Source organism: Chryseobacterium sp. MDT2-18 (assembly GCF_030815285.1).
In the GTDB taxonomy this organism is placed as follows: Bacteria; Bacteroidota; Bacteroidia; order Flavobacteriales; family Weeksellaceae; genus Kaistella; species Kaistella salivictor.
This window is the reverse complement of sequence record NZ_JAUSWQ010000004.1, coordinates 15,017-28,664: the sequence shown is the minus strand read 5'-3', so window position 1 is coordinate 28,664 and position 13,648 is coordinate 15,017. Positions and strand designations below refer to the sequence as shown.

Sequence of the window (13,648 nt, the reverse complement as noted above, 5' to 3'; positions counted from 1 at the left end):
AAATTATGCTGAAAGTTACAATTTTTAGGGATAATGGTGTTTTTTGGAGTTAGTTTTAATGATTTGTAATATTATTATGTAATTTTGGTTCAATTATAAAACACAGATGTTGTTTACTATTTTTACCCCAACTTACAATCGAAGTTACTTACTTGACCGTCTCTTTCAAAGTTTATCGAAACAAACCGTTCGTAATTTTGAATGGCTGATTGTTGATGATGGCTCAACTGACTCTACGGAAGAGTTGGTTTCGCATTTTATTACTGCCGCAGATTTTCCTGTTCGTTATATCAAACAAAAGAATCAGGGAAAACATATTGCAATTAATACGGCCCTGCAAAACGCACTGGGAAAATGGTATCTGCCCATTGACAGCGATGATTTTGTAAGCAGCAATTGCCTGGAAATTTGCCAGAAATTATCTGAGGAGGCAGAAGGTAAAGAGTTTGGTGGCTTTACTTTTATTCATGCGCCCGAAGATAGGGTCGGTGAAAATAAAGAATTTGGCAGCAAACGGTGGACACACTATAATAGCTATAAATGGAGTTTTGCCGGGGAAATGGTTTACGTTTTGAAAATGGAGGTCATTAAAAAATTTCCATTTCCTGTTTTTGAGAATGAAAAATTTTGTCAGGAAAGCGTGCAGCTCATACCGATTATTAAAAACCATAATATTCTTTTTACGGATTATATTTTGGCTTTTGGAGAATATCTGGAAGACGGTTTAAGTCAGAATCTGTATCAAAGATTAATGGAAAACCCTAGATATGCGATGCTTTCTTTTACCACTAAACTTAATGCAGCAAAGGCCTGTGAGGAAAAGGAAGAGTTGGCTAATAATTATTGGGATATCGCTTTGAAAAATAAAAACATTCCCTGGTGGGAAAAACTGGAAGGAATACCCCTGAAATGGACTTTTAAAGTTTTTAAAAGGAAACTGATGAAAAAACTTAATCTTTATACCGGTTGTTTTTGATAATATCTACCGTCTTCCAACCGATTTTTCTAAACATGAAAAATAGAAATTCAAAAGTTTTGAGTTTATTACGGGTGGCAAATCTTAAATTTCTGTACGCTTTTTTAAGAATTAAAAACTTCTCTTCTTTAGTAAAAAAAAGAGCATAATTTTCGATAATATAGCGGTTGAAGAGATAAATTCCCTCTCTTCTTTTATACTTCAAACCATTGTCTTCACGGGAAGATAGATGCTCTTTTGAAATCCGGACGCTCACGACCGCGGTATTAATGCTATAGATGTTTTCCATATCGGGAAATTCCAGCCAGGCAACATTGTCACTGCCAAAAGCGACAGGAAAATGTTTGAAACCGTGTTTGTCATAAGCGGAGCGCGCAAAAATATGTTCGGAAAGAGTGCTTCGTCCTTTACCTTTTAATGTTCTGATATAAGATGTTCCGGCCTTTTCCAATTCGGGATTGTAATAGATTTCCGATGTCTTTCTGTCAGCTTCGTCGATAAGTTGAGAGGCGTATCTGATGACTTTAATTTTAGAAGTTTCTACACGATCTAGATGACTGTAAAATTCTTCCACTACGTTACTACCCAAAACGTCATCATCTCCCAGAATCATGATCCATTCTTCTTTATCGGAAAGTGCAATGCACCGATCCCACTGGAGCGTAAGATAATCTGCTCCTAAATTTTGACTGAATTTTTCATATTTTAAATTTAAGTGGTCAGCGTACTCACTTAATAAATCTTCTATATCATCCGGGCTGTTATCATTCCCAATATATACTGAGAAATTTCTCTCTGACTGGTTAACCAAAGAATCCAAAGTTTTTTCAAAATACTTTTTCTTATAGAAAGGGATGATGATGGCTAAATTATTCACGGTGGTAAGAATTTCGAAACTTAACAAAATTATAGTATTTATTCAAAATAATCTTTTTTGTTCTGAAACTGGTTCGGATCGGGAAAAATTGGAATGTTTCTAAAATGGAAATTAGATTAATTCTATTTTGACTAAAATACTGATGGAGGTAATTTACGAATAACGTTAATTCAAGTTCATCATTGGATTCCTTATGAAAATTTGAGCCTAATTTTTTTCGGATATAAATATTTGCTTTATTCCATTCCAAATCGGGTTTTCCAGCGGAATAGTGTTCTATTGAAATATCAGAAATAACATAATTGAAATATCTTTTTGCAATTCTAAGAGTGATTTCTGTGTCATATCCATGATGTCCTTTAAGATGTTCATCAAATTTGTATTGTGCAAAGATTTGTTTTTTAATACTCAGGAAAACTCCGTCTAGTGCAAAAGCTTTTTGAACCTCAGAAAACGTCTGTATCTTCTTTTTAGGGCCATCTTTTTCACCCTGTATTATATTGATCAATGCATGTTCGTTATCCGTGAACCATCCACCAGGTGCCGAAGGGACGTATATTCCACCAGCTAATCCTATCACTCCAGCTTTTTCTAGCAGATGATGGTTTATAAGCAGTCTGCCCCAATTGGGAGTCATAAATTTAATATCCTCATGAATAAAAAGCAATATATCATATCTGGCTTCAAGAGCCCCTTTATTATATGCTTCGGAGGTTCCCATAATCCCAGGATTATTAATCTTTATAAGTTCATAGGTAACCCCGCAAGTCGCTGCGATGTTTTTTTCTACATCGCTAAAGCAGTTGGGTCTGTATGAAGAGATTATTATTGAAATCATTATTTTTTCCGGTAACAGAGTATGTTTAGCTGCTGATTGAAACTCACAGGTTTCTCATCACAAAAAGGATAATTAATCGTTTCTCCCGCTAAACGGATGTAGTATTCAAAACCCTCATCAGTTAGCAAGTTTAGTATATTTCCTAAATTTTGGGTTTCACCGATGATGCCATGATATTCTAAAAACAGTTTGTTCACATTGACTAAATGGTCTTTAATATCAAAAATTAACTGGTTTTCGGCTCCCTCAATATCAATTTTCAGAAAGTCGATTTTTTGATCTAAATACTTTTTGAAATCAATTGCCCTTACTTTTTTAGTGTCATTTTTATTTGAAAAGTCAACCACTGTAGAGCCGGCGAGTGAGCCTTCTGAAAAAAAAGTCAGTTCTGTATTTTCAGTCCAGACAGCTTCCTTATGTATTTTCACAGAATCACTATATTCAAGTGTGTTTTTCTGAAGAACGTCAAAAGTGTTTTCGTCTGGTTCAAAACCGATGATCTTGGATTTTGGGTGCAATTTCTTGAAATATAAAATGCTGAGACCCATGTTTGCGCCACAATCGATGATATATGGATCATCTCTATCCGTAGTGAATTTATAAATTTCGTCTGCGAAAATTTCATCCAGGGAATGAAGAAATCCGGCGGCATCAGTAAAATAAATCGGCTTTCCAAAAAGATTTACTTTTCCTTCTGTAAATGGAGGATAATTTTGCAGGCGCTTACGCTCTCTCTCTGATATTCCTGTCTTAGGGTGCAACAAGTCCTTGCTTTTGTATTCATTAAAAGCTCTTTTGTTAAGACGATAGACTTTTTTTAATAAATTAATCATGAATTGTGGTTTTTATTTCCAGGAATATCTACCGAAAACCGCCCCATAATCATATTCACCATGTTTTGATAAATAGGAATCCGGATCGGTGACTACAAATTTACAAACATCTTCCGCCACATCGAGCTGAGCAATTTTCGGCTGGTTAATAAATGCGTGGATGGAATATTTTCCTCGCACTAAAGTATTCGGTTCAATTGTCAGCGTCATTAAATCATTTACAGATTCCCGCTCGCAGGAAAATACCCTTCGTTTTCTCGAGTCCAGTATCGTAACGAAAAAACTGCAGTTCGTTACATTTTCATTAATGCCGATCTGAAATTTAAAATGGATGGGTTCATTGTATAGATATTGTTTGCTGACCGCTCCATTGTCCTTCGTTACCAGAATTTCTTTGATGAACATTTTCTTGCCCGAATTGTTTTTGTTATTCAGATAGATAACGTCATCATTGTCAGCATTAAGGTAAGTAGTCACCGTTTCTCTTATATTTCCTTTGTATTCAACCAAACCTTGATTTAGTAAAATGCCGGTTTTGCAGATTTGAGAAACCGCGTTGAGGTCATGACTCACAAACAAAACCGTTCGGCCTTCTCCTTTGCTTACGTCACCCATTTTCCCCAAACATTTTTTCTGGAATTCCGCATCACCAACTGCAAGTACTTCATCTACAATTAAAATCTCAGATTCCAAATGTGCGGCAACGGCAAACGCCAAACGAACATACATTCCAGATGAATATCTTTTTACAGGCGTGTCGATATATCTTTCAACGCCGGAGAAATCTACGATCTCATCAAATTTGCGTCTAATCTCTTTTCGGGTCATTCCCAGAATTGCGCCGTTTAAATAAATGTTTTCGCGGCCCGTCATTTCCGGGTGAAATCCTGTGCCTACTTCTAATAAAGAAGCAATTCTGCCGTTGGTATAAATTTTCCCTGTCGTCGGTTTGGTGACTTTACTTAACAGCTTTAATAAAGTTGATTTTCCTGCGCCGTTTCGGCCAATAATTCCCACGGCGTCGCCTTGTTCGATTTCAAAATTAATATCCCGCAAAGACCAGACATAATCGCTTTCTCCTTTGGAAGCACGGTCATTGGCTTCACCGATTTTTAAATAGGGATCTTCTTTTCCACGGATCTGATGCCAGAAACGGTTGAGATCGTGGGATAAAGTTCCCGTTCCCACCTGTCCGAGCCGGTATTGTTTTGATATGTTTTCTGCCTTTAATGCGAGCATCTTGTGTTCTTTAATAAATTTTCTTTAAAAACTATTGATGTAATTTTGACGTGTTTTCCTCACAATCTTTAACTGGCTTTTTTACTTTTTACTTGGTTTTTTAAACCGTATCCATAAAACTTTTTTCGACTTTATTAAAGACAACGGTGCCGATTGCCAGTAAAATAAAAATAATAACGGTACTGATGACCAGCATCCACGCGGAGAAATCGCCTACGCCTAACCAGGCATATTTGAAACATTCAAAAATCCCGGAAAGCGGATTGTAATAAGCAATTGTTCTCAATTTTTCAGGAAGGGCCGAAAGCGGATAAATTACAGGAGTCACATACATAAATAAACTTACGCCAAAACTCAATAACATTTGTATATCCCGGTATTTGGTGGTCAAAGAAGAAAAAATCATTCCCATTCCCAATGCAAATGCAGCCATTAGTACAATTAAAAACGGCGTCGCTAAAATCCAGATATTCGGGTGAACTTCCCCTTTAAAATAAAAATATAAAAATGCACCGATAAAAAGTAACATCTGCACCCCAAAACGCATAAGGTTTGAAATCACAATCGATAAAGGCATCACCAGTCTGGGGAAATACACTTTGCCAAAGATGGCGGCGTTGCCGGTAAATACATTGGAGGTTCCCGTTAAACAGGCTGAAAAATAGTTCCAAAGGGTGACTCCCGCCAGATAGAATAAAATTTTGGGAGCGCCATCGGTAGAAAGATTGGCAATATTTCCGAAAACGATTAAATAGACAGCCGTGGTAAATATAGGATTGATGAAAAACCAAACCGGTCCCAAAACCGTTTGCTTAAAACTTGAGATGAAATCTCTTTTCACAAACATATATACCAAATCTTTGTACCGCCAAACTTCCGCAAGCTTCAGGTCGAATAAAGAGTGGCTGGATTCAATAGTTTCCGTCCATTGCTGTTGATTTTCGCTCATTTGTGTTTGATAAATTTTTATCAAAAATAAGATAAATTAATGAATTCCAGTAAGTTCTGTCCTGCTTAATGATAAAGATGTTATCAAAAGTGGAATATATAAGCGGATTTCATATAATATTCCCGTGTAGAAACACAATAGCAAGTACGGTACAGAAAGTAAATGGAACACAAGAATCAGCTTTACCGTTTTTTGATCTTTGGCCAGTACCAAGGGGAGTGTAAAAAACACCAGCCAAAATAACAATCCTAAAATGTTTTTAAGCTGCGTGAAATTCTGAATAAATAAATTGCCATCGTTCGTCGTGAAATTGTCACTCATCAATCTGAGTCCGGAATAAACGCTGACGAATGCAGTTCCCAAAACGATAACTGGCAAAAAGGTTTCTTTTCTCATCCCAAATTTTGCATATAATAAGGTGGCGGCCAATGAAAGGGATAACGCTGAAGATTCTCTGTTAAAAGTAGAAATAATGATGACCGCACTTAAAAGGATTAATTTTGAAACGGATTGTTTTTCTAAATAACCAATGAAGCAATAAAAGAATAGCAATATAAAAAAGTAACTCGGGATATCGTACGGAACCACCACGAATTGAGATAAAGCAATGCTGAATATCGCCACCGAAGTGATGAGGATCTTTTCAGAGTTGGTCGCGATAAAGTTTTTGGATTCGGTAATTAAAGTTAATATAATTGCCGATAACATAATAAAGAAAGTGTTGAGAAGGTAAAAGGACAGATACATTTGCGGTTCAGAATTGGCGCTCAGAAATTTTAACTTTAATATATTGTAATCAATATTTAAAATGGATAAAAAATCATAAATCCAAATTAAAAAATAACCGCTTAAAATCCTGTACTGATAAATTCCGGAATGAAACTGTTCCTGAAAACTCTGATAAGTAAAAATTTTGGAAGAGTAGATATTCGCGAATCCAAAATACACAAAACTGTTAACCGTGAAAGCCAACAGAACTGCAAATATAATTTTTGAAAATAAATTTAATTTCAAATTGGATTGCTTTATATTTTTTAAAAAACTTTATCTTAAAGTTTTTCTACCGATCGATTTGTAGAAAAACCCTTTATCTTCCACCTGTTCCAGGGCAAACATATTCCGGCCGTCGAAGATGGCTTTGTTTCTCATCTTCTGCGCCATCAGTTCGAAGTTGGGGTTTTTGAATTCACTCCATTCTGTAGCGATCAAAAGACAGTCTGCGCCTTCCAGAGCGGAGTACATATCTTTAGCATAAGAAATTTGATCTCCAAGAACCTGGCGTACATTATCTTCGGCAATAGAATCGTAAGCGGTGATTTCGGCACCTTTTTCCAGAAGAATTTTGATGTTGTCTAAAGAAGATGCTTCCCGGATATCGTCGGTATTCGCTTTAAAAGCCAGCCCCCAGAGTGCAATTTTCTTTCCTTCTATATTTCCTTTAAAATACTTTTCAATTTCAGAAACCAGAATTATTTTTTGATTCTGATTCACTTCTTCCGTTGCTTCTAAAATCTGGAAATCAAAGCCTTCCTGTTTTCCGGATTTGATGAGTGCTTTCACATCTTTCGGAAAACAACTTCCGCCGTAACCGATTCCCGGGAAAAGAAAACGATGGCCGATCCGGTCATCAGAACCCATTCCTAAACGGACTTTGTCGACATCGGCGCCCACCTTTTCGCAATAGTTGGCGATTTCATTCATGAAAGTAATCTTTACGGCCAGAAAAGAATTCGCGGCATATTTGGTTAATTCCGAAGATTTTTCATCCATGAAAATAATAGGAATTCCGGTATTGGTAAACGGCTGATAAATCTTTGCCATCACTTCCTGGGCTTTCTCAGATTCACTTCCTACGATCACGCGCGCAGGATTCATAGAATCTTCTACGGCAAATCCTTCCCGTAGAAATTCCGGATTAGAAACCACATCGAATGCTATTTTTGTTTTAGCAGCAATGGTTTCGCGAACTTTATCCGCAGTCCCCACCGGAACGGTAGATTTATTCACGATCACTTTGTAGTCCGTCATCATTTCACCAATTTGGTTGGCTACAGAAATCACATAAGAAAGATCGGCAGAACCGTCTTCTCCCGGTGGAGTCGGTAAAGCAAGATAAATGACTTCGCTTTTGTCAAGGGCTTCTTTGATGTCGGTGGTGAAAAATAATCGTTGTGCCTGAATATTTCTAAGGAACATTTCTTCGAGACCCGGCTCATAAATAGGAACGCTTCCCTGTTTCATGCGCGCTACTTTTTTGGCGTCGATATCCACACAGTAAACCGTGTTTCCCAATTCTGCCAGAGTAGTTCCGGTAACCAGGCCTACATAACCTGTTCCAACGATCGTAATATTCACAATGCAAGTTTTTTTATTGCTGCAAATATAAGAATTAATCGTTTCTCTGGTGTTTATTGCGCTTTCAATAAAATGTAATTATTTTGATATTTTATTTAAAATGTGTATATTTGCAAAAGATTTACGGAAATTATAATGAAAAGGCCTTCGGAAGAAAGCCTTTTTTCGTAAGAGTATTTGAGAAAGATATGGAGTTTAGAGCGCAAATAGAACAACTATTAAACGATTTTTTAGCAGAAAGAGAAGATCTTTTTTTGATTGATATTAAATTTTCTGTGACCGATCATATTCGGGTGATTTTAGATGGTGACCATGGAGTGACGCTTCAGGACTGTTTAGATGCAAGCCGCGCGATTGAATTCAATATGGATCGTGATGAACATGATTTTTCGATGGAAGTAATGAGCGCGGGATTAAGTGAACCACTTAATATGCCAAGGCAATACCGTAAAAACATTGGCAGATCCCTGGAGTTGCTAATGAATGATTCTTCGGAAATTGAAGGCGAGTTAGCAAAAGTGGAGGAAGATAAAATCACCTTGGTTCTGAAATACCGAAAACCAAAAGAAATAGGAAAAGGAAAAGTAGATGTGGTTGAAGAAAAAGAGATTCCTTATTCCGATATTAAAAAAGCACTTGTTGCGATAAAGTTCTAAAAACAAAAGAGTGATAATTTATAATTAGGCACTCTTTTATGATAAATTGAATTAAATTTAAAGGGTAAAAACTTTATATTTCAAACCTTAAACAAAACATAGATAAATGGACGGTTTAGCATTGATTGAAGCATTTGGCGATTTCAAAGAAGACAAAAACATCAGCAAGATAGATCTGATGGCGATTATCGAAGACTCATTGAAAACTTTACTGAGAAAAAGATTCGATTCTGATGATCATTTTGATGTCATTGTAAATCCAGATAAAGGAGATTTTCAGATATTTTTAAATAAAACGATTGTAGCAGACGAAATGTCTGAAGATGATGATCTGGAAATAGAAATCTCAGAAGCAAAAAAAATAGATCCAACTTTTGACGTCGGTGAAGATTTTACCGTAGAAATTCCTATCGAACAATTAGGAAGAAGAAGTATTCTTACGCTGAAACAAATTTTGGCGACCAAACTTCAGGAACATAATAATGCGGTTTTATACGATCAGTTTAGAGATAAAATTGGTGAAATCGTAATTGGTGAAGTGCACCATATTCGTCACAAACACGTTATTTTGTTGGATGATGAAGAAAATGAATTCATCTTGCCAAAAGAAAATCAAATCCCTTCGGACTTCTTTAAAAAAGGAGAAAGCGTTCGTGCGATTGTAGAAAGTGTTGATTTTAAAGGTTCAAAACCTCAGATTATCGTTTCCAGAACGGCACCAAGATTTTTGGAGAAATTACTGGAAATGGAAATACCGGAGATCCAGGATGGTACCATTATTTTGAAAAAAGTAGTCCGTATCCCTGGTGAAAAAGCGAAGATTGCGGTAGATGCTTACGATGACAGAATCGACCCGGTTGGAGCTTGCGTTGGAGTAAAAGGCTCCAGAATTCACGGCGTTGTCCGCGAGTTGAAAAACGAAAACATCGATGTTATTCAGTGGTCGAAAAACCCTGAAATCATGGTGAAAAGAGCCTTGGGAAATATTACCATTAATAAAATTGAGATCAATGAAGAAACGAACTATGCATTGGTTTACACACCGGTAGAAGAAATTTCGAGAGTCATTGGTAAGCAAGGTCAAAACATCAGATTGGCTTCCTGGTTAAGCGGTTACGACATTGATGTATACCGGGAGACAAGTGAAGATGATGATGTTGAATTAAGAGAATTCGCAGGATCCGGCGAAGGGGATATCGAACAGTGGATTATCGACGAGTTCCAGAAAGTAGGCCTGAATACCGCAAAAAGTGTTCTGGATAAAGAAACCGACGCGTTGGTTAATTTAACAGATTTAGAAGAAGAAACCATTGCGGAGGTAAAACGCATCCTGAAAGAAGAGTTAGAAGACTAAAAAATTCTAAATACTGTATCTAAAGTTAAAATAGGTTAACTTTGCCAAAAATTAAAATAAAAGTATAAAGTATACATGCCAAAAATTAGATTAAATAAAGCGGTTAAGGAATTTAATATTTCGATGACGAGACTTGTAGAATTTCTACATGCCAAAGGAATCGAGGTAGAAAGTAACCCGAACGCTCAATTGGAAGAATCGGCATATTCTGCATTAGAAGCTGAGTTCCGCAAAGACGGGGAACAGAGAAAAGCTTCTCATGAGGTGGTGATCGCTAAAGTTCCGGAAGAAAAACTGGAAATCGAGCCATCACAACCTGAGGTAATAAGAGCCAAAGCAAGTCTTAGACCTGAAACCCGGATTTTAGGTAAAATAGACTTAGATCAAAAGATATCCGAAGTGAAGAAAGAGCAGCCAGCTCCACCAGCGGAAGAGCCAAAACCTGTGGTTGAAAAAGCACCTGTTGCTGAAAAAGCACCTGTTTCTGAAAAACAGGAATTTAAGGTTTTGGATAAAATTGATTTGTCGAAAATTGAAGGCCATAAGCCACGATCGTCCAAGAACGATCAATCCAAAAAACCAGAGGCCATCACGGAAAAAGCACCTGTAGAAAAAATACAGGAAGCACCCGTTGTGCCTGCAGTGGTAGAAACTCCAGCGCCGCCGGCCGTAGAAACTCCGAAACCTGAAGCGGTAATACCGCCTGAATCGGATAAAATTGAAACGGTTTATAAAAAATTGGAAGGGGTGAAAATCCTGAAACAAACCGTGGATTTATCACAGTTTAATAAACCAAAACCTTCCGCAAATTCAGCCGCTGCCAAGAAGAAAAGAAAGCGTATTGAAAAACCCAATCCTACTGGTGGGGCAACTCAGCAGGGGACTCAGGGTAATCGCCCTCCTGGACAAGGTCAAGGCAACCGTCCTCCTGGTCAGGGTGGGAATCGTCCGCCTGGTCAAGGTGGTGGTGGCAACCGACCTGGATATCAGGGTGGTGGAGGCGCCAACAGAGGTCCTGTAAGAAGAGGCCCTGTAATGCCTGTCGAACTGACTGACGAGCAAGTTAAAAATCAAATTAAGGAAACTTTAGAAAAACTGACCAGCAAGGCAGGGAAAAATAAAGGAGCCAAATACAGAAAAGAGAAAAGAGTTTACCGAAGAGAACAGGATGAGCGTCAGGATGAGATCGATGCAGCAGACAGAACTCTTAAGATAACAGAATTTATTACCGTAGGTGAATTAGCTTCATTAATGAACGTGAGTCCTACAGAAGTAATATCTGCCTGTTTCTCACTGGGAGTTATGGTAACCATGAATCAGCGTTTAGAAGCTGATACTTTATTACTTGTTGCTGACGAATTCGGATACAACATTGAATTCTCTGATGCCGATGTAGAGGAATCTGCACTGGAAGAAGATACCGATACTGCGGAGGATATGATTACCCGAGCGCCGATCGTTACCGTAATGGGACACGTAGATCACGGTAAGACTTCATTACTCGATTATATCAGAAAAACAAATGTAATCGCTGGTGAATCCGGTGGAATTACACAGCACATTGGTGCTTATAACGTGAAGTTGGAGAATGGTCAGAGAATAACATTCTTAGATACGCCAGGTCACGAGGCGTTTACCGCGATGAGAGCCAGGGGGGCGCAGGTTACAGATATTGCAATTATCGTAATCGCAGCTGATGATGATGTGATGCCACAAACGAAAGAAGCAATTTCTCACGCACAGGCGGCGGGAGTTCCAATGATTATTGCTATTAATAAAGTGGACAAGCCAAACTCTAACCCAGACAACATCCGCCAGCAGCTTTCTGCCATGAATGTTCTGGTAGAAGAGTGGGGTGGTAATGTACAGTCACAGGAAGTATCTGCCAAGTTTGGTAATAATATGGACGCTCTTTTAGAGAAAGTATTATTGCAGGCGGAATTATTAGAATTAAAAGCCAACCCAAATAAAAATGCAAGTGGTGTCGTAATCGAGGCTTCTTTAGATAAAGGTAGAGGATATATTTCCACAATACTGGTACAGGCTGGAACGTTGAAAGTAGGTGACTATGTACTTGCAGGTAAAAATCATGGTAAAGTAAAAGCATTGCTTGATGAAAGAGGGAAACCGATGGAAGAAGCAGGACCATCGATGCCGGTTACGGTATTGGGGTTAGATGGCGCACCAACTGCCGGAGATCGTTTCCGGGTATTTGCAGATGAACGGGAGGCCAAAACAATTGCAACCAAAAGAGAACAGTTGCAGCGTGAGCAATCCGTTAGAACCAAGAAACACGTAACGTTAGACGAATTAGGAAGACGTATTGCGTTAGGAGACTTCAAAGAATTGAACATTATCCTGAAAGGGGACGTGGATGGTTCTGTAGAAGCACTTTCAGATCAGCTTCAAAGTTTATCTACCGAGGAAATCAGCGTGAAAATTATTCACCAGGGAGTAGGTCAGATTACTGAATCAGATGTTTTATTAGCAGCGGCTTCAGATGCAATTATGATCGGCTTTAATGTGAGAGCAGGTGTTAATGCAAAAGAACTGGCTGACAAAGAAGAAATCGAGATCAGAACCTATTCAGTTATCTATAAGGCAATTGACGAGGTAAAAGAAGCGATGGAAGGAATGCTTTCACCAGAAATAAAAGAACAGGTAATCGGGAACGTAGAAATCCGTGAAGTGTTCAAAATTTCGAAAGTAGGATCTATTGCAGGATGTATGGTTCTTACCGGAAAAGTAACCCGAAACTCGAAAATTCGTTTGTTACGCGACGGTATCGTAAAATTCGATGGAGAACTTGAAAGTTTGAAACGTTTCAAAGACGATGTAAAAGAAGTAACCAAAGGCTACGAATGTGGTCTGAATATTAAAGGCTACAATGATATTGAAGTTGGCGATATTCTGGAAGTTTACGAAGAGATTTCTGTAAAGAAAAAATTAAAGTAATTCTTTAAATATATTTAAAACCTGCTAGCTTAGCAGGTTTTTTTGTTTTAAGGAAGATATTTTTAGGTCAAGAAGAAACTTCTAAAGTGCCTAGATGATTTGTATCGGCTATTTCAGAATGGGTTCGAGTGTCTTGTCCTGAAATAGTGATATCAGGATTTATTTATTAATCTGTATAGTTATTTCAGGACGGGTCACTTACAATATTGCTTCATCGATGCTCCATAGATGCTTCATGGATACTTCATGGATAGTTCATGAGGAGTTCATGAGAATGATGTTAAAGGGCTATGGTCAAAAGTTAGCTTTTCAACTCCCGAAAAGAATCCTGTGAAAATTTAAAGTACTGTGTTTTACTATATTATTTTTTTTGAGGATCCCTGTTCCTGTATATTTAATGTTTTTAAAATTCGGATGATCATAAGATTTTCTGATACTCATTATTTTCAATTTATCATTGATGTCTTATTATGGGTGTTAAATTTAAACGAAAAGCTAAATATTTTATTGTTTTTTACAACAAAATAACATTATTGATGGGTAATTATTTAGAATGGATATAGATTAGCGTTTGATGTAATATTTTTGTGTTGATAAAAATTGATATTTATTAGTT

At 37.5% G+C, this 13,648-nt stretch carries 11 protein-coding genes; 4 read left to right on the top strand and 7 right to left on the bottom strand.

Features of this window, described 5'->3' with window-relative positions; genetic code table 11:
* The first annotated feature begins 106 nt into the window (after positions 1-106).
* The gene (locus tag QF004_RS05380) at positions 107-976 is read left to right on the top strand and encodes a glycosyltransferase family A protein (protein ID WP_307423665.1); all 870 of its coding nucleotides are present in this window, start codon (positions 107-109) and stop codon (positions 974-976) included.
* Here QF004_RS05380 and QF004_RS05375 read toward each other — a convergent pair.
* The 7 genes from QF004_RS05375 to QF004_RS05345 form a co-directional block, all read right to left on the bottom strand.
* Entirely contained in the window at positions 951-1,880 is a 930-nt protein-coding gene (locus QF004_RS05375) for a glycosyltransferase family 2 protein (RefSeq protein ID WP_307423662.1), read from the bottom strand. The genes QF004_RS05380 and QF004_RS05375 overlap by 26 nt on opposite strands.
* Entirely contained in the window at positions 1,846-2,691 is an 846-nt protein-coding gene (locus QF004_RS05370; RefSeq protein WP_307423658.1) for a glycosyltransferase, read from the bottom strand. Before QF004_RS05370 ends, QF004_RS05375 begins: the two co-directional genes overlap by 35 nt.
* A complete protein-coding gene (locus QF004_RS05365; protein WP_307423655.1) occupies positions 2,691-3,524 on the bottom strand; it encodes an FkbM family methyltransferase in 834 nt (277 codons plus the stop codon). The genes QF004_RS05370 and QF004_RS05365 overlap by 1 nt, the downstream gene beginning before the upstream one ends.
* A gap of 12 nt (positions 3,525-3,536) precedes the next feature.
* On the bottom strand, positions 3,537-4,763 hold the full coding sequence (locus QF004_RS05360; protein WP_307423652.1) for a polysaccharide ABC transporter ATP-binding protein: 1,227 nt from the start codon (positions 4,761-4,763) through the stop codon (positions 3,537-3,539).
* Between the two features lie 100 nt (positions 4,764-4,863).
* Positions 4,864-5,712 (bottom strand): ABC transporter permease, encoded by an 849-nt coding sequence (locus QF004_RS05355; protein ID WP_307423650.1) that lies wholly within the window; start codon positions 5,710-5,712, stop codon positions 4,864-4,866.
* Positions 5,713-5,748: 36 nt separating this feature from the next.
* Positions 5,749-6,726 (bottom strand): hypothetical protein, encoded by a 978-nt coding sequence (locus tag QF004_RS05350; protein WP_307423647.1) that lies wholly within the window; start codon positions 6,724-6,726, stop codon positions 5,749-5,751.
* A gap of 30 nt (positions 6,727-6,756) precedes the next feature.
* Positions 6,757-8,067 carry a UDP-glucose/GDP-mannose dehydrogenase family protein gene (locus QF004_RS05345; protein ID WP_307423644.1) on the bottom strand — a complete coding sequence of 437 codons (1,311 nt, stop codon included), beginning with the start codon at positions 8,065-8,067 and terminating at the stop codon, positions 6,757-6,759.
* A 188-nt stretch (positions 8,068-8,255) separates the two neighbouring features.
* Between QF004_RS05345 and rimP the strand changes: the two genes are divergently transcribed.
* The 3 genes from rimP (at position 8,256) to infB (ending at position 13,032) form a co-directional block, all read left to right on the top strand.
* Positions 8,256-8,723, top strand: a complete 468-nt coding sequence (gene rimP, locus QF004_RS05340) for a ribosome assembly cofactor RimP (RefSeq protein WP_307424172.1) — start codon at positions 8,256-8,258, stop codon at positions 8,721-8,723.
* 106 nt (positions 8,724-8,829) lie between these two features.
* Positions 8,830-10,077, top strand: coding sequence for a transcription termination factor NusA (gene nusA, locus QF004_RS05335; RefSeq protein ID WP_133438973.1), 1,248 nt, complete (start codon positions 8,830-8,832; stop codon positions 10,075-10,077).
* A gap of 75 nt (positions 10,078-10,152) precedes the next feature.
* Positions 10,153-13,032, top strand: a complete 2,880-nt coding sequence (infB, locus tag QF004_RS05330) for a translation initiation factor IF-2 (RefSeq protein WP_133438972.1) — start codon at positions 10,153-10,155, stop codon at positions 13,030-13,032.
* The last annotated feature ends 616 nt before the right edge of the window (positions 13,033-13,648 follow it).

What these genes read in the sequence shown, in the direction of transcription:
- infB (WP_133438972.1), top strand. Translation starts at nt 10,153, where the DNA reads ATGCCAAAAATTAGATTAAATAAAGCGGTTAAGGAATTTAATATTTCG.
- QF004_RS05360 (WP_307423652.1), bottom strand. Translation starts at nt 4,763, where the DNA reads ATGCTCGCATTAAAGGCAGAAAACATATCAAAACAATACCGGCTCGGA.
- nusA (WP_133438973.1), top strand. Translation starts at nt 8,830, where the DNA reads ATGGACGGTTTAGCATTGATTGAAGCATTTGGCGATTTCAAAGAAGAC.
- QF004_RS05380 (WP_307423665.1), top strand. Translation starts at nt 107, where the DNA reads ATGTTGTTTACTATTTTTACCCCAACTTACAATCGAAGTTACTTACTT.
- QF004_RS05355 (WP_307423650.1), bottom strand. Translation starts at nt 5,712, where the DNA reads ATGAGCGAAAATCAACAGCAATGGACGGAAACTATTGAATCCAGCCAC.
- QF004_RS05370 (WP_307423658.1), bottom strand. Translation starts at nt 2,691, where the DNA reads ATGATTTCAATAATAATCTCTTCATACAGACCCAACTGCTTTAGCGAT.
- rimP (WP_307424172.1), top strand. Translation starts at nt 8,256, where the DNA reads ATGGAGTTTAGAGCGCAAATAGAACAACTATTAAACGATTTTTTAGCA.
- QF004_RS05365 (WP_307423655.1), bottom strand. Translation starts at nt 3,524, where the DNA reads ATGATTAATTTATTAAAAAAAGTCTATCGTCTTAACAAAAGAGCTTTT.